Origin of the sequence: Microbacterium sp. ISL-59 (assembly GCF_018613945.1) — a bacterium.
GTDB lineage: Bacteria > Actinomycetota > Actinomycetes > Actinomycetales > Microbacteriaceae > Microbacterium > Microbacterium oxydans_B.
In genome coordinates this window covers 572,325-598,821 of record NZ_JAGGPG010000002.1, presented here as the reverse complement: position 1 = coordinate 598,821, position 26,497 = coordinate 572,325, and the positions used below count along the sequence as shown (strand labels likewise).

At 68.9% G+C, this 26,497-nt stretch carries 21 protein-coding genes; 12 read left to right on the top strand and 9 right to left on the bottom strand.

Annotated features, from left to right (window positions below; all coding sequences use genetic code 11):
- Positions 1–2: 2 nt before the first annotated feature.
- Positions 3–992, bottom strand: a complete 990-nt coding sequence (locus tag J7E45_RS07060) for a malate dehydrogenase (RefSeq protein WP_215068106.1) — start codon at positions 990–992, stop codon at positions 3–5.
- Positions 993–1,044: 52 nt separating this feature from the next.
- Here J7E45_RS07060 and J7E45_RS07055 point away from each other — a divergent pair, with 52 nt between their 5' ends.
- Both J7E45_RS07055 and pip read left to right on the top strand, forming a co-directional pair.
- Positions 1,045–1,929: a neutral zinc metallopeptidase gene (locus J7E45_RS07055; protein ID WP_215068104.1), complete on the top strand. Its 885-nt coding sequence runs from the start codon at positions 1,045–1,047 to the stop codon at positions 1,927–1,929.
- Between the two features lie 29 nt (positions 1,930–1,958).
- Positions 1,959–2,966 carry a prolyl aminopeptidase gene (gene pip, locus J7E45_RS07050; RefSeq protein WP_251053502.1) on the top strand — a complete coding sequence of 336 codons (1,008 nt, stop codon included), beginning with the start codon at positions 1,959–1,961 and terminating at the stop codon, positions 2,964–2,966.
- Between the two features lie 3 nt (positions 2,967–2,969).
- On the opposite strand, the gene J7E45_RS07045 is transcribed toward pip, so the two are convergent.
- Genes J7E45_RS07045 through J7E45_RS07035 form a run of 3 tightly spaced genes read right to left on the bottom strand, consistent with a single transcriptional unit; the run spans position 2,970 to position 6,484 of the window.
- Positions 2,970–4,766, bottom strand: coding sequence for an aldehyde dehydrogenase family protein (locus J7E45_RS07045; RefSeq protein ID WP_215068102.1), 1,797 nt, complete (start codon positions 4,764–4,766; stop codon positions 2,970–2,972).
- A 28-nt stretch (positions 4,767–4,794) separates the two neighbouring features.
- Positions 4,795–6,189 (bottom strand): MFS transporter, encoded by a 1,395-nt coding sequence (locus tag J7E45_RS07040; protein ID WP_251053500.1) that lies wholly within the window; start codon positions 6,187–6,189, stop codon positions 4,795–4,797.
- A gap of 31 nt (positions 6,190–6,220) precedes the next feature.
- Complete coding sequence (locus tag J7E45_RS07035; RefSeq protein WP_215068100.1) at positions 6,221–6,484, bottom strand: glutaredoxin family protein; 264 nt, start codon at positions 6,482–6,484, stop codon at positions 6,221–6,223.
- Positions 6,485–6,625: 141 nt separating this feature from the next.
- Between J7E45_RS07035 and J7E45_RS07030 the strand changes: the two genes are divergently transcribed.
- Entirely contained in the window at positions 6,626–7,018 is a 393-nt protein-coding gene (locus J7E45_RS07030) for an SIP domain-containing protein (protein ID WP_091035822.1), read from the top strand.
- Positions 7,019–7,043: 25 nt separating this feature from the next.
- Here J7E45_RS07030 and J7E45_RS07025 read toward each other — a convergent pair whose 3' ends face one another.
- A complete protein-coding gene (locus J7E45_RS07025; protein WP_091035818.1) occupies positions 7,044–7,499 on the bottom strand; it encodes an adenylyltransferase/cytidyltransferase family protein in 456 nt (151 codons plus the stop codon).
- A gap of 119 nt (positions 7,500–7,618) precedes the next feature.
- Here J7E45_RS07025 and J7E45_RS07020 point away from each other — a divergent pair, with 119 nt between their 5' ends.
- Positions 7,619–8,839, top strand: a complete 1,221-nt coding sequence (locus J7E45_RS07020; RefSeq protein WP_215068099.1) for a glycosyltransferase family 2 protein — start codon at positions 7,619–7,621, stop codon at positions 8,837–8,839.
- Here J7E45_RS07020 and J7E45_RS07015 read toward each other — a convergent pair.
- The 3 genes from J7E45_RS07015 to rfbA are packed head-to-tail and all read right to left on the bottom strand — an operon-like array spanning position 8,836 to position 12,106.
- A complete protein-coding gene (locus J7E45_RS07015) occupies positions 8,836–10,239 on the bottom strand; it encodes a sugar nucleotide-binding protein (RefSeq protein WP_215068097.1) in 1,404 nt (467 codons plus the stop codon). The genes J7E45_RS07020 and J7E45_RS07015 overlap by 4 nt on opposite strands.
- Entirely contained in the window at positions 10,239–11,237 is a 999-nt protein-coding gene (rfbB, locus tag J7E45_RS07010) for a dTDP-glucose 4,6-dehydratase (RefSeq protein WP_215068095.1), read from the bottom strand. Before rfbB ends, J7E45_RS07015 begins: the two co-directional genes overlap by 1 nt.
- The gene (gene rfbA / locus J7E45_RS07005; RefSeq protein ID WP_215068093.1) at positions 11,234–12,106 is read right to left on the bottom strand and encodes a glucose-1-phosphate thymidylyltransferase RfbA; all 873 of its coding nucleotides are present in this window, start codon (positions 12,104–12,106) and stop codon (positions 11,234–11,236) included. Before rfbA ends, rfbB begins: the two co-directional genes overlap by 4 nt.
- Before the next feature lie 216 nt (positions 12,107–12,322).
- Between rfbA and J7E45_RS07000 the strand changes: the two genes are divergently transcribed.
- Positions 12,323–13,345, top strand: coding sequence for a glycosyltransferase family 4 protein (locus tag J7E45_RS07000; protein WP_215068091.1), 1,023 nt, complete (start codon positions 12,323–12,325; stop codon positions 13,343–13,345).
- Positions 13,346–13,384: 39 nt separating this feature from the next.
- On the opposite strand, the gene J7E45_RS17915 is transcribed toward J7E45_RS07000, so the two are convergent.
- Positions 13,385–15,376, bottom strand: coding sequence for a glycosyltransferase (locus tag J7E45_RS17915; RefSeq protein WP_251053498.1), 1,992 nt, complete (start codon positions 15,374–15,376; stop codon positions 13,385–13,387).
- A 197-nt stretch (positions 15,377–15,573) separates the two neighbouring features.
- Between J7E45_RS17915 and J7E45_RS06985 the strand changes: the two genes are divergently transcribed.
- From J7E45_RS06985 to J7E45_RS06955, 7 genes are all read left to right on the top strand, one after another.
- On the top strand, positions 15,574–16,527 hold the full coding sequence (locus J7E45_RS06985) for a glycosyltransferase family 2 protein (RefSeq protein ID WP_308162072.1): 954 nt from the start codon (positions 15,574–15,576) through the stop codon (positions 16,525–16,527).
- Positions 16,518–17,237, top strand: a complete 720-nt coding sequence (locus J7E45_RS06980; RefSeq protein ID WP_167632947.1) for a CDP-alcohol phosphatidyltransferase family protein — start codon at positions 16,518–16,520, stop codon at positions 17,235–17,237. Before J7E45_RS06985 ends, J7E45_RS06980 begins: the two co-directional genes overlap by 10 nt.
- Positions 17,234–17,851 (top strand): hypothetical protein, encoded by a 618-nt coding sequence (locus J7E45_RS06975; RefSeq protein WP_215068089.1) that lies wholly within the window; start codon positions 17,234–17,236, stop codon positions 17,849–17,851. Before J7E45_RS06980 ends, J7E45_RS06975 begins: the two co-directional genes overlap by 4 nt.
- A 174-nt stretch (positions 17,852–18,025) precedes the next feature.
- The gene (locus J7E45_RS06970; RefSeq protein ID WP_205828738.1) at positions 18,026–18,577 is read left to right on the top strand and encodes a DUF4352 domain-containing protein; all 552 of its coding nucleotides are present in this window, start codon (positions 18,026–18,028) and stop codon (positions 18,575–18,577) included.
- A gap of 85 nt (positions 18,578–18,662) precedes the next feature.
- Positions 18,663–23,360: a PKD domain-containing protein gene (locus J7E45_RS06965; RefSeq protein ID WP_251053496.1), complete on the top strand. Its 4,698-nt coding sequence runs from the start codon at positions 18,663–18,665 to the stop codon at positions 23,358–23,360.
- A gap of 204 nt (positions 23,361–23,564) precedes the next feature.
- Entirely contained in the window at positions 23,565–24,875 is a 1,311-nt protein-coding gene (locus tag J7E45_RS06960) for a hypothetical protein (protein WP_215068087.1), read from the top strand.
- 55 nt (positions 24,876–24,930) lie between these two features.
- Positions 24,931–26,283: a polysaccharide biosynthesis tyrosine autokinase gene (locus tag J7E45_RS06955; protein ID WP_215068085.1), complete on the top strand. Its 1,353-nt coding sequence runs from the start codon at positions 24,931–24,933 to the stop codon at positions 26,281–26,283.
- Positions 26,284–26,497 lie beyond the last annotated feature (214 nt).

Here is a 26,497-nt window from a genome sequence, read left to right as displayed (position 1 = left end):
GATCACAGCATGCCGAGGGCGCGCACGGCGTCGCGTTCCTCGACCAGCTCGGCCACCGAGGCGTCGACGCGGGAGCGGGCCCAGTCGCTCAACTCGAGGCCCTCGACGATCCGCCACTCGCCGTCGACGGAGCGCACGGGGAACGACGAGATCAGACCCTCCGGAACGCCGTACTCACCGTGCGAGACGATACCGGCCGAGGTCCAGTCGTCGGTGCCCTGCACCCAGTCGCGCGCGTGATCGATGGTGGCGCTCGCCGCGGATGCCACCGACGACGATCCGCGCACCTCGATGATCTCGGCGCCGCGCTTGGCGACGCGCGGGATGAAGGTCTGCTCGAGCCACGTGGGTACGTCGCCGACGATCTGCTCGAGAGCTTCGCTGACGGGCTTCCCACCGACGGTGGCGTGCGAGATGTCGGGGAACTGCGTGGCCGAGTGGTTGCCCCAGATCGGCACCCGGCGCACAGTGTGCACGGGCACGCCGAGCGTCTGCGCCAGCTGCGCGCGCGCCCGGTTCTCGTCGAGCCGGGTCAGGGCGGCGAACCTCTCGGCGGGCACGCCGTCGGCTGCAGCGGCCGCGATCAGGGCGTTGGTGTTGGCGGGGTTTCCCACGACCGTGACGCGCACGCCCGGTGCCGCATTCGCCGCGATCGCCGCACCCTGCGGGCCGAAGATACCGGCGTTGGCCGCGAGCAGGTCGGCGCGTTCCATACCGGGACCCCGCGGGCGGGCGCCCACGAGCAGCGCGAGGTCGGTTCCGTCGAAGCCGACGGCGGCGTCATCCGTCACCTCGACGTGCTCGAGCAGGCCGAAAGCGCCGTCCTGCAGTTCGAGCGCCGCACCCTCTGCGGCACCGAGTCCCTGCGGGATCTCCAGCAGCCGGAGCCGCACCTTCTCGTCCGGTCCGAGCAGGTCTCCCGCCGCGATGCGGAACAGCAGTGCGTAGCCGATCTGTCCGCCCGCGCCGGTGATGGTGATCGTGGTCGTCATGCTCCGAGCCTACGACCGTTCGGCCGGTGTCCGCGCGGAGTACCCTCGACGCATGACCTTCAATCCCGACGCCGACATCTCGGGCAACACCACGCGTCGACGCGGCCGCAACGGAGCCATCGCAGGTGGCGTGGGCGTGGGTGTGCTCGGCATCATCGCGCTCATCGCCGGACCGCTGCTGGGCATCGACCTGACCGGCCTGCTCGGCGGCGGGGCGCCCGGCGGAAGCAGCGAACCCGCCGGGGGATCGGTCATCGAGAACTGCGAGACCGGTGCGCAGGCGAACGCCGATGTCGACTGCCGCATGGCGGGAGCGCAGCTCGTGCTCGACGAGTTCTGGGCCGACGAGGTCGAGGGCTACCGCAAGCCGCAGATGAACGTCGTCGACGGCTCCACGTCGACCCAGTGCGGCACCGCCTCCAACGCGGTGGGCCCGTTCTACTGCCCGCCCGAGGAGGGGGTCTACGTCGACCCCACGTTCTTCCAGCTGATGCAGGAGCAGTTCGGTGCATCCGCCGGCAACCTCGCTCAGCTCTACATCGTCGGGCACGAGTGGGGCCATCACATCCAGAACATCACCGGCGTCATGGACCGCTACCCGAACAACGGGACGGGCCCCGGGAGCAACGGCGTGCGCATCGAGCTGCAGGCCGACTGCTACGCGGGCGGGTGGCTCGGGCGGATGACCGAGCAGACCGATGCGGACGGCGATCCCTATCTCGAGAAGCCCACCGAGCCCGAGATCGAGGACGCCCTGAACGCCGCTGCCGCGGTCGGCGACGACCACATCCAGGAGCAGTCCGGCTTCTCGAACCCGGAGAGCTGGACGCACGGCTCCAGCGAACAGCGACAGCGCTGGTTCGCCGAGGGGTACCAGAACGGCCTCGGTGTCTGCGAGCAGGTGCTGACGCTGCCGGCTGATCAGCTGGATCCCTAGCCGCAGCGCGCGACCCGCTAGCGTTGACGATGAAGTCTGCACGACCGGCCGGGGGACCGAAGATGAAGAAGACGGATGCACTGTATCCACCGATCGAACCGTACGAGACGGGGGAGCTGCTCGTCGGCGACGGGCACCGCGTCTACTGGGAGGTCAGCGGCAACCCCGAGGGCAAGCCGGTGGTGTTCCTGCACGGCGGTCCCGGCAGCGGCACCTCGCCGTGGCAGCGCCGGTTCTTCGACCCGAAGGTCTATCGCATCGTGCTGTTCGATCAGCGCGGCTGCGGACGCAGCACGCCGCACTCGAGTGCACCGGATGCCGACTTCCGTCACATCACCACCGCGCACCTGATCGCCGACATCGAGCTGCTGCGCAGGAACCTCGGCATCGACAGCTGGCAGGTGTTCGGCGGATCGTGGGGGAGCGCCCTCGCGCTCGCCTACGCGCAGGCGCATCCGGATGCGGTGACCGAGCTCGTCCTCCGCGGGATCTTCACGCTGCGTCGCGTCGAGCTCGAGTGGTTCTACGAGGGCGGCGCCGCCGCGCTGTTCCCCGACCTCTGGGAGAGCTTCCTCGCGCCGATCCCCGTGCTCGAGCGCTCGCACATGATCGAGGCGTATCACCGGCGGCTGTTCGATCCCGACCCCGCCGTGCACGTGCCGGCCGCGATCGCCTGGTCGACCTGGGAGGCGGCGACCGTGACGTTGACGCCGGATGCCGCGCAGATCGCCGGGATGTCCGACCCCGAGAAGGCGACCGCGTTCGCCCGCATCGAGAATCACTTCTTCGTCCATCGCGGCTGGTGGGAAGAGGGACAGCTGATCGCCGGTGTCGACGTCATCCGCCATATCCCGACCGTCATCGTGCAGGGGCGGCACGATGTCGCGACGCCGATGATGACCGCGTGGGACCTGCACCGCGCCTGGCCCGAGGCCGAGTTCGTCGTGGTCGACGACGCCGGTCACGCCGCCACCGAGCCGGGTACTCAGAAGGCGCTGCGCGCCGCGACCGACCGCTTCGCCCGCGCAGCGCGCTGAGTCTCAGGCCTGCAGCGCCTTCGTCAGCGTCTTCAGGAGCCCGACGACGCCGCCGTCCGCACGGTGCCGGGTCAGCCCTTCGCTCACGGCCGCGCCCTTGCGCGCCGACACGAACCACGGCGGCTTCGGCAGGATCGTGAGGCGTCCGCCGCCGTTCGCGATCGGCAGCGACCGCGGGAACGGGCGGAACGGTCCGCGAAGCACCGAGCGCTCCACCCCGTCGAGCAGCAGCGCGTTGTGCACGACGCCGATGCCACTGCCGACGTCGTCGATCGTGCCGCCGGGGAACGCACCCCACGTGAGCGTCGGGGTGATGAACGCGAAGGCGGTCCAGCTGTTGATCGCGATGGAGCCGTAGTGGAGCGCCGCGATGGCCCGCTCGAAACCGGCGCCGAGTGCCTTCTCGGTCGCCGGGTCGATCAGCAGGTTCGCGCCGAGGGTGCCCTGGAGCTTGTCGTTCGCGTGGGCAACGGCCGCGTCGAGGAACTCCTGACCCGTGCCCGCAATGGTGACGACGCCCAGCACCGGCGCGAAGTACTCCGTGGTCTCGAGTGCCGTCGCGTCGTCGTCGGCGTCGATCTCGACGAGCAGCCGGTCGCCCAGCACGAGAGCGTCGGGGTAGGCGTCGGTCGCGAGGTCCATCCGCGAGGGGGAGCCCGGGTACCAGATGGGTCGCTCCGGGGCGTTGGCATAGGCGCGGCGCAGCGCGGCGCGGAACGCATCGGCCTGGTCCCAGTCGGACGACATGATGACGACCTGGCCGGCGATGCAGTTGTGGCCGGAGTTCTGCAGGCGCATGGTCGCGATGTGCTCGGCCTGGTAGGTGAGATCGGCGTCGGTCCACGCGCCGGGCACCACGATGATGGGGGAGACCCCGCCGAGTTCGGCGGTGATCGGCTTCTTCAGCTGCGGGCGGTTCTCGCGCCGACGACGCTTGGTCGCGGCAGCCCCTTCGCCCTTCGACGGCCCCCAGACGATCGTGTCGAACGTCGCGGCGGAGCCGGTGATGTGCACGTGCACGAGTCCGGGGTGGCCGGTGAGATACGCGCCGACCGCGGGGCCGCCGCGCACGATGCGCAGCAGTCCCGGCTCGATGAGGGGCGCGAGTGCTCGTTTGTACACCGGCACCAGGGCATCCTGCGTGGGGTTGACCTTCAGCAGGGCGGTGCGGTTGTGGGCGAGCAGTTCGTACAGCACGTCGAGTACCGGGATCGAGGTCACGTTGCCCGCGCCGAGCACGAGTCCGACCCCGCCCGGTTCGGTGGGGGTGCGCTGCGCGAGGCCGGCACCCGCGCGCGCGGCGTTCGGGGTGATGCCGGGCTCGAGCCACACTTCGCCGGTGAAGCCGGACAGCAGGAACTTGTCGATGCCGGTCAGGGGGAAGGCGTGCACGCGGGTGCGTCCGCCGGGGGCGCGATCGATCGTGAGGCCGTCGAGCGGGTTCACGCCCTTCGCCAGGCGGGAGAGCGTCTCGATGTAGGCGTCGAGCGCGCCGAGCACACTGTAGGGGCCGCTCAGCCACTCCTCGCCGCGCAGCGGGTGCTTACCGTCGAGCCCCTTGGAGGCGGCGGCCGTGTTCGCCCAGTCCTCGGCGGTGGCGGCGACGCTCGTGCGCACCGCGCGCAGCAACGTGACCCGCTGGGCGACGGTGAGAGCGGACCAGGTGCGCGATCCGGCCTGCAGGTCGTCGATCGCGGTGTCGAGGCGTTCCTGTTCGCTCTCACTCAGCGACGCGGACCCCGCTGTCGACGTGCTCTTCGAGGCGGATGCGGGGGCGGGGGCTGTGCTCGCAGAAGTCATCGGCGTCTCCTTCGGACGGGATCCCAGCTTAGGCGTCGGAGGTTCCGACGGCTTCGATGTCGGCGCGACGCAGGCCGTAGTGGCGCAGCGTCAGCAGGCTCGCGGCCATCAGCACGGCGGGAAGGATGCTGAAGCTGAGCACGATGCCCGTGATCGCGGCCTCCGGCTGCTCGACGGTGGCTCCGGCGACGGTGGAGATGTAGCCGGTCGCGGCGAGGGTCAGCGACACCGCGGTGGCGCCGAGTGCGAAGCCGACGGTTTCGCCCGCCGTCCAGATGCCGGTGAATGTGCCGGCCTGTCCCGGACCGCTGGTGCGCTCGTCGTGCGAGATCACGTCGGGCAGCATCGCCATGGGCAGCGACTGGAGTCCGGCGTAGGCGATGCCGGCCACCGCGACCGAGGCGTAGATCCAGGCACCGGGTGCCCAGACCGCGAACACGAGCGTCGCTGCGGCGGCGGTGAACAGGACGCTGGCCATCGCGAACGCCCGTTCCTTGCCGATGCGACGCGCGATCACTGTCCACACCGGAGTCGCGAGGAGCGCGGGCCCGACCAGGGCCACGAACACGAACGTCACGGCATCCTCGCTGCGCAGCACCCATGTCGCGACGTACTGCGCGCCGGCGAGCATGGTCCCCGTGGCCAGTGCCTGCAGCACGAACGTGCCCAGCAGCGCGCGGAACGGCTGGCTGCGCCTCAGCGCCCGGAAGCCCGACATGTATTGATCGCGCCACGTCGAGTCGGCGATCGCGGCGGCCGGGGCTGCCTCGGTGCGCCGGGCGGCGATCGTCGCCGTCCGGGCGGCGATCAGCATGCCGATCCCGATCACGACACCCGAGGCGATGCCCATCAGGAGGTACCCCAGGACGGGGTCGTCGCCGGCATTGCGCAGCGCGGGACCCCCGGCGCCGAACAGCAGGATCGCCGCGGTGAGCACGACCACGCGCCAGCCCAGCAGACGGGTGCGCTCGTCGTAGTCGCCGGTCAGCTCCGCAGGGAGCGCGACGTACGGCACCTGGAACAGGCTGAACGCGGTTGCGGTGGCGAGGAACGCGAGCAGCACGCTGATCGCCCCGGCGACCGGGCCCCAGGAGGGCGGCACCGCGAACGTGAGGGCGAAGAACAGCGGGAGGGCCAGAGCGCCGGTCACCATGAACCCGCGACGGGAGCCGGTGCGAGCGAGCTGACGGTCCGACGCGGCGCCGATCAACGGATCGATCAGGACGTCCCAGATCTTCGCGGCCGTGACGATGAGTCCGGCCGCGAGCGCGGCGACGCCGAGGTTGTCGGTGAGGAAATACGTCAGCACCAGCCCGGGCAGGGTGGCGTAGCCGCCGGTCCCCAGCGACCCGATCGCGTACAGCACGATCGTGCGCGGGGAGAGACGGACGGATGCTCGTTCGGGCCGAGCCTCAGTGCTCATCGCGCCAGTGTAGCGGCGCGATGCGGGCCACTCAGATCAGTGCGAGTTCGCGCAGCTTCGACTCAACGTCGGCGTTCGACGGCTCGACGTGGTGCGAGGCGTCGGGGTACACGACGACGGGGATGTTCGTGCGACCCGAGATCTCCTTCGCGACGTCCGCGGCGGTGGGCTCGGCGACGAGGTCGACGTAGGTGTATTCGACACCGAGCGCATCGAGCTGCTTCTTGGTGCGGATGCAGTCGCGGCACCAGTCGGCGCCGAACATCGTGATGGTGTCGGAGGCAGGAGAAGTCATGCTTCCAGCCTACGGCCGCGCGGATGGGGTGGCGCTGAGTGCGTTCCGGCCATTCGGCGCTCGGTCGGGAGTGCGCTTGTAGCGGTGTCGGTCGCCGCCGAGTCTTGATTAGTAAGGGTACCCTTACCTATACTCGAGACCATGAGCAGCGCATGCGAGCACCTGCAGGATCCCGACTGGGACGACATCGAAGGCGTCGTGCTCATCGCCGGTGACGCGGCCGATGCCGGCGTCATCGCGAGCATCGCCGCGCGACTGCCGTGGGACGCGCAGGGCGTGATCATCCTCGAAGCCGCGGCGCGCATCCAGTTCCGTCACATCGACGTGCCCGAGGGGGTGTCGGTGCGCTGGTTGGTGCGCGGTGACGGCATCCGTGCGCACACGCGTGGCGAGCGGCTGGCCAACGCCGTGCATGCCTGGTGCGTGGAGTGGACCTGCTCCGAGCCGCCGTCGCAGTGGACGGTCTGGCTCGGGCCGCACACGCCGCCGCACGTCGCGCGGATGGCGCGCAGCCTGCTCGGCGTCGCGAACTGACCGAGCCGACGCGCGGTCGGTGGTGTCAGCGACTCGCGGCCATCGCGGGGGCGTTCGCGCCCGCGGTGATCGCGTCGAGGGCGCGGCGCAGCGACGAGCTCGACGTGTGCGCCGTGTACGGGAAGTACACGACCTCGACACCCACCTCGGCGAACTCGCTCTCCAGACGCAGCCCCTTGTCGGTGCCGCGCCAGTCGTCGCCCTTGAAGAAGTGCGTGAACTGCACGTCGCGCCACGAGTCCATCTTCGACGGCGTGGTCTCCACGTAGACGTCGTCGACGAACGAGATGTGCTTCACGATCTCCGCACGCTCCGCCGTCGGGATGACGGGCTCGATGCCCTTCACCTGGCGCAGCATCTCGTCGCTGACGACGCCTGCGATCAGAATGTCGCAGTGCTGCTTGGCGTGACGAAGTAGATTCAGATGCCCGACGTGAAACAGGTCGAAAGCACCAACGGCATAGCCGATACGCGTCCCCATGATCTCCCCAGATCAGTAATTCCCCAGAAGCGGATCCCCATCCGCTTCGCGACTCCCACAGCCGCGGTTCGACAGTCTAGCAGGTCCGAGTTTCATTCCCCACAGCAACCCATGGAACGATGGAGGCCGCACGTGGTGCGTGCGCGGAACAGGGGGCTGACGTGGGGACACCGGTGACGGTCATCGTGCCGACGTTCAACGAACGCGAGAACGTCGCCGAGCTCGTCGCCCGAACCGCCGCCGCGCTCGCCGGGTGGGACGCCGAGATCCTGTTCGTCGACGACAGCACCGACGACACCGCCGCCGAGATCGAACGGGTCGCGGTCGACGCATCGATCCCCGTGCGGGTCATCCATCGCACCGAGAACACGAACGGACTGGGCGGGGCCGTGGTGGTCGGACTCGAGGCCGCGGCATCCGATGTCTGCGTCGTGATGGACGGCGACCTGCAGCACCCGCCGGAACTGCTCCCCGTGCTGCTGGAGCGTCACGCCGCCGGGGATGCCGACGTGGTGGCGGCGTCGCGCTACATCGGCGGCGGCGACACCAGCGGGCTCGGCACGGCGGTGCGCTTCGGCGTCTCCCGCGTGGCGACCTGGCTGACCAGGGCGATGTTCCCCCTCCGTCTCGCACGCAGCACCGACCCGATGACCGGGTTCTTCCTGGTCGACCGCCGTCGGCTCGACCTCACGGCGCTCCAGCCGCAGGGTTTCAAGATCCTTCTCGAGATCCTCGCGCGCAACGATCTGCGCATCGCCGAGGTGCCGATGGAGTTCGCGGAGCGCCGGCACGGCACCTCGAAGGCGAGCCTGCGCCAGGGGGCGACCTTCATCGCGCACCTCGCCCGGCTGCGCTTCGGGAAGATGTCGCTGTTCGCGCTCATCGGCGTGATCGGCGCGGCCGCGAACCTCGGGATCATGTGGGCGCTCACCGCCACGGGCGTGCCCTACGTCTGGGCCGCGATCATCGGCGCCGAGGTCACGATCATCGGCAACTTCCTGCTGCAGGAGCGGTTCGTGTTCGCCGACATGCGCACGGATGCTCGCGCCCTCGGCATCCGCTTCGCCAGCTCGTTCGCGTTCAACAACGTCGAGGCCGCGCTGCGCATCCCGGTGATGGCGCTGATGGTCGAGTCCTGGCACATCTCGAGCGTGCTCGCGACGGCGCTCTCGTTGATCGTGGCGTTCTTCGCCCGGTTCCTGTTCCACTCGCTCGTCGTGTACGCACCGCAGCGGCGACGCAAGGGCGACGACGCCGCCGCCGAACCGCCGACGGACACCGCCGCCCTGCGCGTCATCCGCGCGATCGATGCCGAGGCGATGAAGCCGGGCGAGCTCTAGCTGCTCGCGGCGAGGTACGCCTCGAGGGCGGCATCCGCGTCCCGCGGTGTCCATCCCGTCGCCTGGATGCGGCCGAGGTCCAGCACGCTGTTGAGCGGACGCGGAGCGACCGGGCCGGCCTGGTCTGCGAAGTACTCCGTCGTGGTCACGTCGGTCACGCCCGACGGGTCATGCCCGGTCAGGCGGTAGACCGCGCGCGCGATGTCGGCCCACGAGCGCGACTCTCCGCCGCCGGTCACGTTGTAGACGCCGTAGGGCGCGGAGGTCGACAGCAGGTGCAGGATCGCCGCGGCGAGGTCTTCGGTGAAGGTCAGGCGCCCGATCTGATCGCCGACGACCCGCGGAGAGATGCCCCGCTCGGCGAGCGAGGCCATCGTGCGCACGAAGTTCCGTCCCTCGCCGATGACCCACGACGTGCGGACGATGTAGTGCCGCGGCACCGTCGCGACCACGGCGTCGCCGGCGGCCTTCGTCTGGCCGTAGACCCCGAGCGGGCGCACCGGATCGGACTCCGTGTACGGGCCCGCCTTCGTGCCGTCGAACACGTAGTCGCTGGAGACGTGCACGAGCGTGATGCCGTTCTCGGCGGCGATGCGCGCGAGCGCCGTCACGCCGGTGACGTTCGACGACCAGGCGTCACCGCGCCCCTCGTCGGTCTCGGCGAGATCGACCGCGGTGTAGGCCGCAGCATTGATGATCGCGCGATAGTCGCGCCATCGCCGCGCCGTGGCCAGGTCGTCGGCCCGCAGGTCGAGCGTGTCCCGGGTCGTGTACTCCACGTGCTCGGCGTCGCGCAGGGCGAGTCCGAGCTGTCCCGCGCCGCCGAGGACGAGGATCTTCTTCGGTCCGATCGGCGTCACGTCGGCGAGGCGGGGGTGCGCGAGGTCCTTGGGTGACACCTCGACGTCGGCGAGCGGGATCGGCCACGCGATGGCGGCGGTCTCATCCGCGAGGTTCAGGAACGAGTACTCGGCGTCGGGCGACCAGTGGTCGTTGACGAGGTAGGTGTAGGCCGTGTCCGCCTCGAGCGTCTGGTACGAGTTGCCGACGCCACGGGGGACCAGGATCGCGCGCGACGGATCGATCTCCGTCGTGAAGACCGTGCCGAACGTCTCGCCCGCGCGAAGATCGACCCACGCCCCGAAGATCTTCCCGGTGGCGACCGAGACCCACTTGTCCCAGGGCTCCGCATGGATGCCGCGCGTGGTGCCGACCTCATCGTTGAAGGAGATGTTGTTCTGCACCGGTCCGAAGTCGGGGAGGCCGGCGGCGACCATCTTCTCGCGCTGCCAGTTCTCCTTGAACCAGCCGCGCGAATCCCCGTGCACCGGCAGGTCGACGACGAGCAGGCCGGGGATCGGCGTCTCGGTGACCGTGAGCGCCTTGCCGAACTCCGTCATCACTGGCCCTTCGCCGCGTAGAACGACTCGGTCGCATCCTTGGCCGGTGCCCACCAGTCCTCGTTCTCCCGGTACCAGTCGATGGTCGAGGAGAGGCCGGACTCGAAGTCGGAGAACTGCGGCGCCCAGCCCAGCTCGGTGCGGAGTTTCGTGGAGTCGATCGCGTAGCGCAGGTCGTGGCCCGCGCGATCGGTCACGTGGTCGTAGGCGTCCGCCGGCTGCCCCATCTGCGTGAGGATGAGCTCGACGACCGACTTGTTGTCCTTCTCGCCGTCGGCACCGATCAGGTACGTCTCACCGATCTCGCCCTTGTCGAGGATCGTGAGCACGGCCGAGGAGTGGTCGTCGGCATGGATCCAGTCGCGCACGTTCTGGCCCGCGCCGTAGAGCTTCGGGCGGATGCCGCGCAGCACGTTGGTGATCTGGCGCGGGATGAACTTCTCGACGTGCTGGTACGGACCGTAGTTGTTCGAGCAGTTCGAGATCGTCGCCTGCACTCCGAACGACCGCACCCAGGCGCGCACCAGCAGATCGCTGCCGGCCTTCGTCGACGAGTACGGCGACGAGGGGTTGTACGGCGTGTTCTCGGTGAAGCGCTGCGGGTCGTCGAGTTCGAGGTCGCCGTACACCTCGTCGGTCGAGATGTGGTGGAAGCGGCGCTCGTGCCGGCGCGCGGCCTCGAGCAGCGTGTAGGTGCCGATGATGTTCGTGTCGAGGAACGGTCGCGGGTCGTGCAGCGAGTTGTCGTTGTGCGACTCCGCCGCATAGTGCACGACGGCGTCGGCCTTCGCGAACAGCGCGTCGACGAGCTCGGCGTCGGCGATGTCGCCCTCGACGAGTTCGACGCGGTCGGCGGGGAGGCCGGCGAGCGACGCGCGGTTGCCCGCATAGGTCAGCTTGTCGAGCACGGTCACGTGCGCGTCGGTATGCGCCACGACATGGTGCACGAAATTCGATCCGATGAAGCCGGCGCCGCCGGTCACGAGCAGCCGGGTCATCGCTTTCCTCGTTCCAGGAGCTCGAGCAGGTAGGAGCCGTAGCCCGACTTCACGAGCGCCTCGGCACGCGCGCGAAGTTCGTCGTCGTCGAGGAAGCCCTGCCGCCAGGCCACCTCTTCGGGCACACCGATCTTCATGCCGGTGCGGCGCTCCATCGTGCGCACGTAGTCGGCGGCATCCGTCATCTGGTCGAACGTCCCGGTGTCGAGCCAGGCGGTGCCGCGCGGCAGCACCTCGACCTGGAGCTTGCCGCGCTCGAGGTATTCGCGGTTGACGTCGGTGATCTCGTACTCGCCGCGCGCGCTGGGAGCCAGGTTGCGGGCGATCTCGATCACGTCGTTGTCGTAGAAGTACAGACCGGGCACGGCATAGTTGCTCTTCGGGTTCTTCGGCTTCTCCTCGAGCGAGATCGCCTGGCCGTCGTCGTCGAACGCGACGACGCCGTACGCCTCGGGCTCGGCGACCCAGTAGGCGAAGACCGCGCCACCGTCGATGTCGGCGAAGCGCTTGAGCTGCGTGCCCAGGCCGGGGCCGTAGAGCAGGTTGTCGCCGAGGACGAGGGCGACGCTGTCGTCGCCGATGAAGTCCGCACCGATCGTGAAGGCCTGCGCGAGCCCGTCGGGCGACTCCTGCTGGGCGAACGTCAGCGAGATGCCGAACTGCGAGCCGTCTCCGAGGAGCCGTTCGAAGTGGGCGGCGTCGTGGGGCGTGGTGATGACGAGGATGTCGCGGATCCCGGCGAGCATCAGCGTCGACAGCGGGTAGTAGACCATCGGCTTGTCGTAGACCGGGATGAGCTGCTTCGAGACCCCCAGTGTGATCGGATGCAGTCGCGTGCCCGAACCGCCCGCCAGAATGATGCCCTTCATGATCCCCCTCGTGAAAACGTCGATGTCCATGGTGGCGTCACAGAAGGGACGGCCATCCCCTGCCGTCCGACGACCCCCACAGTCGTACGTCCGACTCTACCGGGTCCCCTCGTCGCAGGGCGAGAGGATGCTGTGACACCCGCGGTGCCGAGCTCGGCGCGTGCGCTGCCGAAACCGATCCTTGTCAGGAGTTGCGCGGAGGTCCATAGTTGGCTCGTGGAATCCGAGGGTGGTGCCTCGCTGTCTCTCACCTGGGCTCATCGTGCCGAACAGTCGGTACCGGCCTGGGAGCGGAGCCATGCCAGGGGAGAGGTCCCGAGCGTCTGGCCCTACGGGCTGGATGCGCTGCGTGATCATGCGGCCGTGGAGGTGGTCGATCTCCCGCCGCCCGGTCGTGTCGCTCGTGTGCGAGCGCGGCTGGGCATCGGACCTCGCCCCGTCGAGGGCCTGGCCGTGACGTGGGACGAGAACACCGCGTATCGTCTGCAGATCCTCCATCCCCTCGTCCGCTACGCCACCGGGGTCATCTGGCTCACCGACATGGCGCAGGCCGGATCCACTCCGACCCGCCTGCTCTCGATGCTGAGCGGGGCCGAGTCGGCGTGGGTGCTCAGCGAAGCGCAGGTCGACCCGCTCCGGCGCCTGCTGGGGAACCGGGGTCCGCGGGTCTTCCCGATCCCGTTCGGCATCGACAGCGACTTCTTCGGCGCGCAGCCCTTCCCGACGCAGCAGCGGATCGTCAGTGTCGGCAACGACCGTGACCGCGATCCGGCGACGCTCTACGCGGCGCTCGCACGCGTGCTCGCCGCGCGGCCGGAGACAGAGGTCGTGGTGCAGACCTCTTCTGATCTCGCACCGCCCGAGGGGGTTCGGGTGGTGCGGCACATGCCGCACGCGCAGCTTCGAGATCTCTATGCGACCGCCAGTGTCATCGTCGTCCCGACCAGGCCGAACCTGCACGCCTCGGGGATGACGGTTGCGCTGGAAGCGCTCGCGACCGCCCGCCCGGTCGTCGTCTCGGACACGCCCGGCATGAGTCAGTACGTGAGCGAGGGGCACACCGGACACCTCGTGCCTCCGGGGGATGCGGAGAAGCTCGCGGATGCCATGCTGAGGCTGCTCGAGGACCCGCAGCGCGCAGCCGAACTCGGGCGGAACGGCAGGGCCGAGGTGGAGCGCAGCTTCACGACGCAGACCATGGTCGCGGCCCTCGTGCAGGGACTGCTGGACGAGGTGTGATCGGGGTGGACGCGCTCCGACGCCGTGGCTCGATGCCGCTCAGCGGTGCCGACGCTTGAGGGCGACGCCTTCGCGGAACGCGTCCCGGTGCGCACGGCCGGCATCGGCCCACTCGCGTCGGGAGAGGTCGGGTGACCCGGTCAGCGTCGATGCGGCGCGCCAGGCCTCGACGACCGTGGGCGCATCGAGGTCCCCGTCGTACATGAGCACCCACGCGGCGCCCACTTCGCGCGCCAGCGCCTCGTTCGCCTCGTTGCGCGGCACCAGTACCGGGCGCGCCATCGACAGGGCGGCGAGCACACTGCCCGAGTTGTGCATGAACCGGTACGCCAGCACGATGAGCTCGGACGAGGTCGCGAGCTGGACGAGTTCGGCATCGGTCAGGAAGTCGAGGTGCAGCTCGACGCCGGGAAGGCCCGCGGTCCGCGCCCTCAAGTCGTCGCCGAGCTCGGGGGTGGACGGGCGCCCGCCGATCTTCAGGCTCAGCATCGGCTCGGTCGTGACGGCCTCCGCGTAGGCGTCGATGAACCCTTCCAGGCCCTTGTAGCGGCGCACCCCGCCGAATGATCCGAGTCGACCGGGCACCCGCTCGGCCGCCGGGAATTTCGCGTACCAGTCGCGGTAGTGCCCGTGCAGGATCAGGCTGTGCGGCGTCCCCGGCGGGAGCGGCGTCGTCTCGTTGATGACGATCCGGTAGTCGGTGTGGCGATCGATGGAGCGCAGCAGCCACAACCGTGGCGCGTTGTCGTCGGGGAGCTCGATGTTGTGCACCGTCCGCACCACGGCGATCCGCCGCGAGAGGCGGTGCCGGAAGACGAGCGCGGTGGTGAGGAGGAACTTCCCGGTGGACTTCCACCAGGTCGAGCCGTGCAGCTTGGCCTCCGGCCAGTGCCAGTGGAAGGCGTCGTAGCGCCCGAAGAGCGCCGTGCCCCACGAGAAGCGCAGTCGCTCGAGCCCCTCGGTGGACCCCAGAGCCTCGTCGAGCATCTTGTTGTACGGGTTCGTCGTCGCACGCGGCGCGCCGAGTGACTGCATCACGCGGATGGTGGAAGCGGTCTCGGTCATGGTGGTGTCATCCTCCGATGGGCGACGGTACTCGTCGTAGCGGCGACCGAGAGCGGCCGCGATCGTGCCGCGACCTCGGTGCACGAGGCGCGTGCCTCTGGCGTGGTGGGTGATGTTGCGGGTCAGCGCGCCGAAGGCTCGTCGCAGACCGCCGACGATGATCCTGGCGACACCGCCGACCAGGGCGCGAACGCGCAGGACCCCTCGTCGCGCCCGCCCCTCGGTGAGCTGCAACTGGATCCGGGTGCCGGCGTTCGCCGAGCTGAAGGCACGCTGCGCCGCCCACGCCCGGCTGAGTCGCGCGGCGACGACGAGGTCTTCGGTCTCGGACTCGTTGCACCAGACGATCAGGCCGCCGCGCTGAGCCAGCTGCCGGGAGAACAGGGTGTCTTCACCGCCGCCGAGCCCCAGCGACGGATCGAAGCGCAGGCCGAGCCGGCGGATGGAGCGGAGGTCGAGCAGGAGGTTCCCCGCGGCCGCGACCTGCAGAACCGTGCCCGTCTTCCTCGGCGGTCGCCGGAACGTGCCGGAGGCGAGCAGCCAGGGATCGACGTCCTCGTCGAAGACGGAGATGACCCGTCCCATCACCGCGTCGGCTCCCTGCTCGCGCCAGACCGTGAGGAGAGAGGAGAGCCAGGCTTCTCGCGGGATCTCGTCGTCGTCGATGAAGGCGAGGAGGTCGCGATCGCCGCATTCGTCGAGGATCCGGTTGCGAGCGGCGACGATCCCCGCCGTCGGCTCGACCACGTAGCGAACAGGGAGCTCTGTGCCGGTGGCCACCTCGCGTGCCGACCCTTCCGGGTCGTTGTCGACGACGAGCACGTCGATGTCGAGACCGAGGTCGGCGCATTCAGCGATGCGCGACGGCAGGGTGCGAAGCAGTGCCTCCAGGAGGTCCGGCCTCCGGTAGGTGGGTATGCCGATCGTCACTGCGATCATGTCGCTCGATTCCGGTCCCCTGGTCATCCGCACCATCCCCATGGCAGTCTCGCGCCTTCACTCCGGCGCGGGCCTCATCGTACCGTGATCGCCCTGAAGCCCATGCCCGGAGGCGTCTCTCGCGTATAGTCGTTCTCCTGGGAGTCGACGTCGGTCGCGACTCTGGGGAATTCGGCCGGCGACCCGAGGTGATCCGCGATGCGGATCCGGGGGGAGAGAATCGCGTGTCAACCGAGCACGGTCGGCTCGCCGTGGTGGTCGTGAACTACGCCTCGGCGAAGCTTCTGCAGCGCAATCTGGTGGTCGTCGCGCGCGAGGCGCGGACGATCGACCCGGGCGCGACGGTGATCGTGGTCGACAACTGGTCCACCGCTGACGAGCGTCGAGCCGCGGAAGACGTCGCGCGGGCGAACGAGTGGGTGCTGATCGCCCCCGAGTCCAACACGGGCTTCGGCGGCGGTGTGAACATCGGCGTGGAGCGCGCGCTCGCCGACGGGGCGACCGACGTCCTGGTCATCAACCCGGATGCGCACATCGACCGCGAGTCGCTGCGCCGACTGCAATCCGCCACCGCGGCTTCCCGGAAGACACTCGCGTCACCGGTGATCTCCGACTCCGACGGACGCACGTGGTTCGCCGGTATCGACCTCCTGCTCGACGACGGCACGATGCGCGCACGACGCAAGCGCGTGACGGGTGATCCGCAGCCTTTCGAACCCTGGCTGAGCGGTGCATGCCTGTGGATCACGCGTGAGGTCTGGGAGCTCGCCGGAGGATTCGACGACGACTACTTCCTCTATTGGGAGGATGTCGACTTCTCGCGGAAGGTCGTGTCGGCCGGCGGATCGCTGGCGCTCGTCGAAGACGCGAGTGCGGTGCACGACGAGGGGGGCACGCAGCGCGCCGATCCCCAGGTCTCGCGGGCGAAATCCGAGACCTACTACTACTACAACATCCGGAACCGGATGCTCTTCGCGGTGCGTCACCTCGATGATGCGGGCGTGCGGCGCTGGCGCCGCTCGATCCCGCGAACAGCCCGCGAGGTGATCCTCCGCGGCGGACGCCGTCAGCTGATCCAGTCGGCCGCTCCGATCCGCGCCTACCTTCGCGGGGTGCGAGAGGCTCGACGGATCGCACGCACCCAGGGGACCGATCGGAAGGGCAGGAAATGGTCGTAGACGCATACCGACGTCTCGCGCGCGCGCAGAAGGGCCATGCACGTGGCGCCCCCGCGTACTCCGTGTACGTGAACCGACGGATCGGACGAGTCCTCGCCGCCGTCGCCTACCGCATCGGGCTCACGCCGAACCAGGTCTCGATCATCAGTGCGGTGCACTCCTTCGTCGCGATCGGACTCATCGCGTTCGGACCCGTGAACGTGCCCATGGGCTTCCTGATCGCGGTGCTGCTCGTGCTCGGCTACGCCTGGGACTCCGCCGACGGCCAGGTCGCGCGTCTGCGTGGCGGAGGCAGTCCGCAGGGCGAATGGCTCGACCACTTCATCGACACCCTCAAGATCGCATCCCTCCACCTCGGGGTGCTGATCGGTCTCTACCGGGTCCTCCCGGAGACACCGGTGCTGCTGTTGATCCCGATCGTGTTCAGCATCGTCGCTTCGACGACCTTCTCGGGGATGCTCCTCAACGACTTGCTCAAGGGCAAGCACGCGGTGGCGTCGACCCACGAGCGCGGCGGGGGCACGCTCGTGCGATCGCTCATCCTGTTGCCGACTGACTTCGGTCTGGTCTGCCTCGTCTTCGTGCTGTGGGGGTGGACGCCGGCGTTCCTCATCGGCTACGGCCTGCTGTGCGCCGCCGCGGTCCTGTTCCTCGCGCTCGCCGCGGTCAAATGGTTCCGCGAGATCGGAAGGCTCGGTGCCGACGCATGACCGGTGAGAAGATCCTGGTCGTGTGCGCCGCGAACGTCTGCCGGTCGCCGTTGGCGGAGCTCGCCTTGCGACGGGGACTCGGGGAGGACTCATCGATATCGGTCAGCAGTGCGGGCGTCCGCGCGACCGAGGGTGATGCGATCTGCACGCTGGTCTCGTCGCTCCACGATGACGAGGGATGGCGCGAACAGGCGCAGTCCCACCATGCGCGGCCGGTGACCATCGACCTCATCGAGCAGTCGACCCTGATCCTCACTGCATCGCGGGACATCCGCGGCGAGCTGGTGCGGCTCGCGCCGCGCTCGCGCGACTGGATGTTCACGCTCAAGGAAGCCGCCCATCTCGGAACGGGATTCTCCTCGACAGGACCCGACCGCGTGGCGGACTACGTCGCGTATCTGGATCGAGCGCGGTCCCGGGCGGTGCCGCTCGCCAGCAGTGACGGAGTCGGGAGCAGGATCCGACGTCTCTTCGGAAACCGAGGATCCGCCGATCCGGCGAGCATCGCCGACCGGCACGGCAGCCGGGGCCACCGCGAGACCCTCGCCGAGGTGCAGTCGTCGACGGCGACGATCCTCGCCCAGCTCGGCGGGCACCGACGGCACGCATCCTGAGCGAACCCTTGTGGTTTCCCGCTCCCCGCACTATCATTAGCCGATGCCGCGTTCTGCGCGGTGGGGACCGAGGCCGAGGGGGCTTCGGAATGGGGATCTGGGTTCTGGGGAGCTGCAGTGTTCAATGTTTCATCATGCCGTCGTGGGGACGGCACTTCGCGCTCGAGACGCGCGATGTTCATCGCGCCTCTGGTGGCGCTCGCACTCGTGACGGCAGGCTGCACCGCAGCCCCCGACGCTTCCGAGTCGCCGACGCCCGAGGGCACCAGCACCACGGACTGGACGCCGCCTGCCGAGGATGAGGCCGCAGGGCCCACTGAGGCGCCGTCACTGACGGAGGAGAGCGGAGCGCTCGACGAGCCGATCGCCCTGTCGACCGACATGGTCGTCACGATCGACAAGATCTCGACCATGACCGTCAAGCCGGAGACGCCGGGCGAGTACGCCGGTCCGGCCGTCGTGGTCGCCGTCTCCGTGTCCAACGACTCGAAGCGGGCGCAGAGCGTCGAATCCGCCGTCGTCAGTCTGACGACGGACGACGGAGATATCGGGGTCGGCACGACCGCGGGGCCGAACAAGCCGCTGACGGGCGATCTGGCCGCCGGCGCGAAGGCCACCGGGACCTACGTCTTCATGCTCGATCCGACGAAGGGGCGCTCCGTGAAGATCAGCGTCAACTACGCCGCGGGCGAGCCGGTGGCGACCTTCGCCGGCACGCTGTCCTGACAATGAGCGCGCTGTCGCGCACCGATCTTTCATCGCACTTTCGCAATTTCATACTCAAGAACGTTCTGCGGCTGGGGAGTCACTAATGGGGAACACAACAATCACGAAGCGGGCGCTGGGAGCGCTGGCTTCTGTCGTGACAGCAGCGTTGCTGGTCGCGGGGATGACGACGCTGGGGGCACAGGCCGCTTCGGCTGCCGACGTGTCTCCGCCGCCGCTGCTGCAGCGGGACGACAACGTCGTGACGTCGGATCCGATTCCGACGGTCCAGATCGACAACGGCTACGTCTGGGCGCAGACGACGATCGGCTCGACCGTGTACGCGGTCGGCAAGTTCGACAATGCGCGCGCGCCTCTGGCGGTCCCGGGCACGAGTCTGACCGCGCGGTCGAACGTCCTCGCCTATGACATCAACACGGGCCAGCTGCTGTCGTTCGCGCCGCAGGTGAACGGCGTGATCAAGGCGGTCGCGGCCTCGCCCGACGGCAGTCGCATCTACATCGGCGGGTCGTTCAGCTCGGTCAACGGACAGGCGCGCTGGAACTTCGCCGCCCTGGATGCGGCGACCGGCCAGCTGGTGCCGGGGTTCAACCCGTCGATCGGCGGCACGGGCGTCTATGCCTTGGCCACATCCGGTTCGAGTGTCTACGTCGGTGGTCTGTTCACGCAGGGCAACGGCACGGCCCGCAAGAACCTCGCCGGCTTCAACGCCGCCAACGGCGCCCTGCTGAGCTGGGCACCGCAGAGCGACCTCCAGGTCGACGCGATGGTGATGGACCCGGCAGGGCAGAACGTCATCGCCGCCGGTCGCTTCTCGCAGGTCAACGGCAACCTGGCGATGCGCGGCACCGTCGCGCTCGACAAGACGACGGGTGCCGTCGACACCGCCTGGGCGCTCCCGCAGACCGTCAAGAACGGTTCGATCACCGGCGCCAACTCCGGCAAGGCCGGCATCTTCGGCCTGGCCGCCGATGCCAACGCCGTGTACGGCACCGGCTGGGTGTATGCCGACGCCGCCACCGGAAACCTGGAAGGGACGTTCGCGGCAGAGGCCGGGACCGGCCAGGTGCGCTGGATCTCCGACTGCCTCGGCGACCACTACGGCGTCTACTCCACGGGCAAGGTCGTGTACACGACGAGCCACACGCACGCCTGCGGCACGATGGGCATGCACCCCGAGCAGAACCCGCGCACGCACCGCTACTCCGAGGCTTACACGGCCGACGCCCGCGGCACGCTGGGGAACCAGCCCGCGGCCGGCAGCACCTACAAGAACTGGGCCGGTACACCGGCGCCGTCCGGTTACGCCTGGACGCCCGACTGGGCTGTCGGTGTGACGACGGGCATGGGGCAGGCCGGCCTCTCCATCACCGGAGCGGGCAACATGATCTCGATCGGCGGAGAGTTCCGCTCGGTCAACAACGGGCGCTTCGAGGGCCTCGTGCGCTTCTCGACGACGCCTCCGGGCGGAGCGAAGGACGGTCCGCGTCTCTCCGGAGCGAACTGGACCGCCACCGCGCAGTCCTTCATCCCCGGTCGCGTGCGCGTCTCGATCCCCTCGAACTGGGATCGTGACGATCTGACGCTCACGTACGAGCTGCGACGCACGGGCACCGCGACGCCGGTCGCCACTCTGACGGCCGACGCGACCTGGTGGAACCGCCCCACGATCAGCCTCGAAGACAAGACGGCGCCTCCCGGAACTCAGCAGGAGTACACCGTCGTCGCGAAGGACGGCAACGGGAACGCGGTGAGCAGCCAGGCCGTCAGCGCGACGGTGACGGCAGGGGCAGCATCCACGTACGTGGATGCCGTGACCGCCGACGCGCCGCAGCTCTACTACCCGCTGGGTAACTCCCCGCAGGACTGGGCCGGTACGAACACGCCCGTCTTCGGCTCGGGTGTCACGACATCCACGTCCGGCGTCGCGAACACCGCGACGGGAGCATCGACATTCACCGGTACCTCCACGGGACGCGTCGCGACGACGAACAAGGTCGCCGCACCCTCCGAGTACTCGACCGAGCTGTGGTTCAAGACCAACTCCACCACCGGTGGAAAGCTGATCGGCTACGGGAGCGCCGCCTCCGGCGACTCCACCAGCTACGACCGTCACCTCTACATGACCAACAACGGTCGGCTCGTCTTCGGCGCCTATGACGGGAGCACTCGGACGATTCAGAACAGCACGGCCCTGAACAACAACGCCTGGCACCATGCCGTGGCGACGCAGAGCTCTGCGGGGATGAAGCTGTACGTCGACGGCACGCTCGTCGCCTCCGACGCCTCCGGCACCAGCGCGGAGAACTACCTCGGTTACTGGCGCATCGGCGGGGACAACCTCAGCAGCTGGCCTTCGGCACCGAGCTCCAAGTACTTCAAGGGAGCGCTCGACGAGGTCGCCGTCTACCCGTTCGCGCTGACATCGGCCCAGGTGCAGACGCACTACGGCGTCGGCAAGGGCTTCCAGGCACCGACCGCGTCCTTCACGGCGACCGCGACGGATCTCGATGTGGCCTTCGACGCCGCCGCCTCGGCTCCGGCCGGCTCCGCGACGATCACCGACTACCAGTGGGACTTCGGAGACGAGTCGCCGGCGGGCTCCGGAGCGACGGCTTCGCACACGTATGCGGCTTCCGGAACCTACACGGCGAAGCTCACCGTCACGGACAGCAACGGGCTGGCCGCGACGACGGAGAAGCCGGTCGTGGTCCAGGCGGCGAACGTGCTGCCGACAGCGTCCTTCGAGGTCACCGGGACGGGACTCTCGGTCTCCGCGGATGCGTCCGCATCCACCGATTCCGATGGCACCATCTCCTCGTACGCATGGAACTGGGGTGACGGAACGACGTCGACCGGCCAGGTCGCCAGCCACGTGTACGCCACGGCGGGAACGCGCACGGTGACCCTGACGGTCACGGACAACCGGGGCGGCACCGCGACGACCACGCGTCAGGCGGTCACCACTCACGCAGATCCGGTCGCGACGTTCACGTCGACGGCTTCGGGCATGACCGTGAACGTCTCGGCGGCCGGGTCGAGTGCCTCTGACGGGGCGACGCTGTCCTACTCCTGGAACTGGGGCGACAGTACTCCCGCTGGTTCGGGAGCCACCGCCGGTCACACGTACAGCCAGGCGGGTGCACATGACATCACCCTGACGGTGACCGACAGCCTCGGCGGGTCGGCGAGCGTCACGAAGTCCGTGACGACGCAGGCTCAGGTCTTCGCGGCATCCGACTCGTTCGGCCGTGTGGTCTCGAGCGGCTGGGGTGCAGCCGATGCCGGTGGCACGTGGGCGCCCATGAGCGGTTCCGCCGCTGTCACCTCCGTCGGCGACGGAGTGGGCAAGGTCAACCTCACGCCGGGTGAGACCCGCGAGATGCTCCTGCAGGGCACGTCTCTGCTCGACACCTCGGCACGGATCAGCTACACGCTGTCCTCCGGGCCGTCGACGGGTGTCGCCTATGAAGGGCTCGGCGCACGTCGGTCCGGCTCCAACGGCTACCGCGCACTCGCATGGCACCGCGCCGACGGCAGCTCCTGGCTCGTGATCCAGCGCAACGGCACGGCGATCGCCAGCACCGCTGTCGCAGGTCTCACGTGGACAGCGGGAAGCACGTTCAACCTGGCGATGGAGACGACCGGTTCGACGACCACCACCATCCGCGCCAAGCTGTGGGCGGGCGGAGCCGCAGAGCCCGCCAGCTGGCAGCTGTCGACGACGGACGCGACTCCGGCCCTCCAGGTCGCGGGAGCGCCCACCGTGTACTCGTACCGTTCCGGCACGGCGACCGGCACCAACCTCGCGAGCTTCGACGACTTCACGCTGAAGAACCTCGGCGCCGTGGTGCCGGATCCCGAGCCGGAGCCCGAGCCCACCAACGTCGCACCGGTGGCCGCCTTCTCGGCGACCGCGACGGCGTTGACGGCCAACGTCGACGGCACCGCGTCGACGGATTCGGATGGCACCATCGCTTCCTACGCCTGGAACTTCGGCGACGGCTCCACGGGCACGGGTGCGACCAGCTCCCGTACCTACGCCGCAGCCGGAACCTACACCGTGACGCTCACCGTGACAGACAACAAGGGGGCGACGCACACCGCGACCAAGCAGGTCACGGTCGCCGCGGCTCCTGTCGACCCGGATCCCGAGCCCGAGCCCGCTCCGTTGGCAGGCGACGAGTTCGAGCGGACCTCCGGCCCCGGCTGGGGCAGCGCGGTCGTGGGCGGTGCCTGGACGATCGCCGGCGGCTCGCAGGCAGCGGCCACCGTGGCGGACGGCCAGGGCAAGATGGCTCTGATCGCCGGGGACACCCGCCACGCGACACTCAACACGACCTCGATCACCGACACCGTCCTTCAGACGCAGTTCCGCGTCGATCAGGCCCCGGCAGCGGGCGGCGCGTACATCGGAGTCATCGCGCGTCAGTCGGCCGCAGGCAAGTACCTGGTCCGGGCATGGCTCCGTCCTGACGGGACCATCTGGCTCGTGGCTCACCGCGACGGCACCGTGCTGCTGACGCAGCCCGTGTCAGGGCTCGCCTTCACGGCGAACACTTCCTACACGTTGAAGGTCTCCGTCACCGGCACGTCGCCGACGGCGATCTCGGCGAAGATCTGGGCGTCGGGTGGCACGGAGCCGGCGAACTGGCAGCTCAACGCGACGGATGCGACGCCGTTGCAGGGGGCCGGTTCGGTCGGCCTGAGCGGCAACCGCTCGGGGAGCGCGACGGCGGCACTCGGTGTCTCCTTCGACTCGTTCCGGGTGACCGCCCCGTAGCGGAGCGACGCGGCGCACGTGAGGTGCGCTCCCGTCCGTCGGTGCTCACGCGCCGGCGGACGAGGGCGCGCCTCACTTGTTCGTGGGTGCTGACGTGTTACATATTGACTGCGGCCCGAGCGCATAGCACCCGGTGACACCGGCGGGGAGGACAGGCTCATGAGATTCGTTCCGCGCCACCACCCCCGAGTAGGATCCTGACGCATGGCCACTGCTGTTCCGATCGTGCTCCTCGCAGTCGGAGGTCTCGCCGCACTGGCCCTCGTCGTTCTCGTGCTCCGGATGATGCCTCGAGCGGCATTCGTCGTCTGGGCGTGCGTGCTCTTCTTCGTCCCCCTCTGGGTGGGGGTGAGCATCGGCTTCTATTGGGCCGCGATCACGCTCCTCACAGCGCTGCTGATCGTCGTCAACTGGTCGATCGTCCCGCTGCGGGCGGCCGACGCGTGGGTGGCGGTGTTCATCATCGTCACCGTCGGCCTGTACGCCTTCGGCTCCGTGGACCTCGCGTCCCTCGTCGCCGCACTGCTCGAATGGGTGATCCCCTATATCTGGGGCCGCGTGGTGCTCGCCCGGGTCGGCACCGCATGGGTGACCTCGACCATCGCGATCGTCGCCGTGGTCGCCGCGACCCTCGCCGTCGTGGAGTTCTTCACTTCGTTCAACCCGTTCGTGCTCATCCCGGGGTCGGGGGTCATCTACGACACCTGGAGCCCGCTGCAGGAGCGCGGGGGAGTGCTGAGGGCGGAGGGCGCTTTCGGGCATTCGATCGCGCTCGGCGCAGCCCTGGCCATGTCGTCGGCGTTCGTCGTCGCGACCAGGTGGCGGCTCGCCCCGAAGATCAGCGGGGTGGTGATCATCGCGGTGGCGACGGTCCTCACCTTCAGTCGCGTGGGACTCCTGACGCTCGTGCTCACGCTCATCCTCTCCACATTCCTGATCGCTGGGGTCTCCACCCGGTTCCGGGCGACCGTCGCCGTGGCCGGTGCGGTCGGAACGGCCATCGTCATCCCCATCATCGATACGGTCTTCGGAGCAGCGGGGGAAGAGGCGGGCGGTAGCGCGGACTATCGGACGGACCTGCTCGTGCTCCTCGAACAGGTGCAGGTCTTCGGCAACCCGGGCGACTGGCATTCCCTGGTCTCGGGCGATTACTACCTCGGCTACTTCGCCAGATCCGTCGACAACGCACTCGTCCTCACCCTGCTGCGGTACGGGTACGTGCCGACCTTCCTCATCATGGCTGCCGTCGTCTGCGCGGCGTGGATGGCACTGAGGCGTTCGACGCGAAGCCCCGCAGCGCTCGCGGTCGTCGGACAGCTTCCGAGCCTGGTGGTGGTCGCCCTCATCACGCAGTACAGCATGTTCCTCTGGTTCTGCGTCGGCCTGGCCATCACCTGGGCGAGAGACTCGGCGATGCTCGGAGGGGCCGATGACGAGGCCGCGGGCGTCGACATCGGCCCGCCGGAGGGGCTGCGGCTGCCGCAAGGTGCCAGGGCGTCGCATCCACAAGGGTGAGGATGCCGAAACGTTGACTCATCTAGAATCGAAATCTCAGGGGGAATGGGGAACCATGGGCGAGAGCCGGGTCAGTCTGCGCGTCATCGTGAGCTCGTTGCGCAAGTTCTGGTGGCTGATCGTGCTGTCCGCCGTTCTCGGGGCGGCGGGGTCATACGGATATGCGTCCCTGCAGACGCCGCTCTTCCAGGCGACGACCTCGCTGTACTTCGCCCTCAACCAGGGAACCAGCGCCTCCGACCTCAACCAGGGATCGGTGTACACGCAGAGCCAGATGCTGTCGTTCGCCCAGCTCGCCACCAGCTCGCGCGTGCTCGAGCCCGTCATCGAAGAACTCGACCTCGACACCACGCCACACGCTTTGGCCCGTGACATCGAGGTGTCGATCCCGCAGAGCACGGTCACGCTCCGCATCACCGGCATCGCCGACAATGCAGACGCCTCGGCAGACCTGGCGAACGCCGTCGCAGACCAGCTCATCGTCGCCGTCAAGGACGTGGCTCCCAAGGATCCGCAGGGCGAGTCCACGATCACGGCGCAGGTCATCGACGACGCAGTCGTGCCGGAGTTCCAGTTCACCCCGAGCAAGCCTCGCGATGCCCTTCTCGGCGGCTTCCTCGGCGGGGTGCTCGGCCTCGCCGTCGCCATCCTGATCGGGGTGCTCGACACCCGTGTGCGCAACGAGGAGTCGCTCACGCAAGCAGGGGGCGACCCCGTGCTGGGTGTCGTGTCGAAGTCCCCGCTTCTGGCGACTCGCGGCATCGCCGTGGCGCAGGAGCCGCTGGGGCACACGTCGGAGGAATTCCGCCGCATCCGCTCCGCGCTCGCGTACGCGAATGTGTCGTCGCGTGTGAAGGTGCTCCTGGTCACGTCGGGCATGCCGGCCGAGGGCAAGTCGACGGTGTCGGTGAACCTGGCCATGACACTCGCGGGCCTCCGCAACTCCGTGCTGCTGATCGACGCCGACATGCGCCGCCCCCGCGCGCACGAGCACGCCGGTATCGATGGGTCCATCGGTCTCACGAGCGTGCTGCTCGACGAGGTCGAGTTCGAGGTGGCCAAGCACAGCGTCGCCGACAGCACGCTGGACATCCTGCCCGCCGGCACGGTGCCTCCCAACCCGGCCGAACTGCTCACGTCGTCGCGCATGGCGCAGCTGCTCGATTTCGCCGCAGCCGAGTACGACTACGTCGTTATCGACTCTCCCCCCACGCTGAGCGTTGCGGATGCGAACCTCTTCGCCACCCAGACCGACGGAGTCATCCTCGTCGTCGATGCGACCAAGACGCGCCGTGCCGCGCTGACGAAGAGCATCAAGTCGCTCGAGTCCGGTGGTGCCCGCATTCTCGGGACGGTGCTGAACAGGGCCCGACCCGATAGACATCGCAGCGAGTACTACAGCGATTGACCGCTGACCGGGGTTCACGCCATCATGGCGTATATCGGTCGGAAGGCGGTGCCCGTTTGTCTTTGCCTCCTGAGCCGGTTACTCTTCATGAGTTGCGAGGGGGACTCGCACTTCACCGCCGGGGTGTAAACAGCGGCGAGGTGCTGGTTGATCGTTGAACCTGCCCCAGAAAACGGTGACATATGTCCTTTCCGTTCCTTGAGCTCGCCTCATC

Excerpts from the sequence above, each read along its gene's own strand:
- J7E45_RS07060 (WP_215068106.1), bottom strand. The coding sequence starts at position 992 with ATGACGACCACGATCACCATCACCGGCGCGGGCGGACAGATCGGCTAC.
- J7E45_RS07055 (WP_215068104.1), top strand. The coding sequence starts at position 1,045 with ATGACCTTCAATCCCGACGCCGACATCTCGGGCAACACCACGCGTCGA.
- pip (WP_251053502.1), top strand. The coding sequence starts at position 1,959 with ATGAAGTCTGCACGACCGGCCGGGGGACCGAAGATGAAGAAGACGGAT.
- J7E45_RS07045 (WP_215068102.1), bottom strand. The coding sequence starts at position 4,766 with ATGACTTCTGCGAGCACAGCCCCCGCCCCCGCATCCGCCTCGAAGAGC.
- J7E45_RS07040 (WP_251053500.1), bottom strand. The coding sequence starts at position 6,189 with ATGAGCACTGAGGCTCGGCCCGAACGAGCATCCGTCCGTCTCTCCCCG.
- J7E45_RS07035 (WP_215068100.1), bottom strand. The coding sequence starts at position 6,484 with ATGACTTCTCCTGCCTCCGACACCATCACGATGTTCGGCGCCGACTGG.
- J7E45_RS07030 (WP_091035822.1), top strand. The coding sequence starts at position 6,626 with ATGAGCAGCGCATGCGAGCACCTGCAGGATCCCGACTGGGACGACATC.
- J7E45_RS07025 (WP_091035818.1), bottom strand. The coding sequence starts at position 7,499 with ATGGGGACGCGTATCGGCTATGCCGTTGGTGCTTTCGACCTGTTTCAC.
- J7E45_RS07020 (WP_215068099.1), top strand. The coding sequence starts at position 7,619 with ATGGAGGCCGCACGTGGTGCGTGCGCGGAACAGGGGGCTGACGTGGGG.
- J7E45_RS07015 (WP_215068097.1), bottom strand. The coding sequence starts at position 10,239 with ATGACGGAGTTCGGCAAGGCGCTCACGGTCACCGAGACGCCGATCCCC.
- rfbB (WP_215068095.1), bottom strand. The coding sequence starts at position 11,237 with ATGACCCGGCTGCTCGTGACCGGCGGCGCCGGCTTCATCGGATCGAAT.
- rfbA (WP_215068093.1), bottom strand. The coding sequence starts at position 12,106 with ATGAAGGGCATCATTCTGGCGGGCGGTTCGGGCACGCGACTGCATCCG.
- J7E45_RS17915 (WP_251053498.1), bottom strand. The coding sequence starts at position 15,376 with ATGACCAGGGGACCGGAATCGAGCGACATGATCGCAGTGACGATCGGC.
- J7E45_RS06980 (WP_167632947.1), top strand. The coding sequence starts at position 16,518 with ATGGTCGTAGACGCATACCGACGTCTCGCGCGCGCGCAGAAGGGCCAT.
- J7E45_RS06975 (WP_215068089.1), top strand. The coding sequence starts at position 17,234 with ATGACCGGTGAGAAGATCCTGGTCGTGTGCGCCGCGAACGTCTGCCGG.
- J7E45_RS06970 (WP_205828738.1), top strand. The coding sequence starts at position 18,026 with ATGTTCATCGCGCCTCTGGTGGCGCTCGCACTCGTGACGGCAGGCTGC.
- J7E45_RS06965 (WP_251053496.1), top strand. The coding sequence starts at position 18,663 with ATGGGGAACACAACAATCACGAAGCGGGCGCTGGGAGCGCTGGCTTCT.
- J7E45_RS06960 (WP_215068087.1), top strand. The coding sequence starts at position 23,565 with ATGGCCACTGCTGTTCCGATCGTGCTCCTCGCAGTCGGAGGTCTCGCC.
- J7E45_RS06955 (WP_215068085.1), top strand. The coding sequence starts at position 24,931 with ATGGGCGAGAGCCGGGTCAGTCTGCGCGTCATCGTGAGCTCGTTGCGC.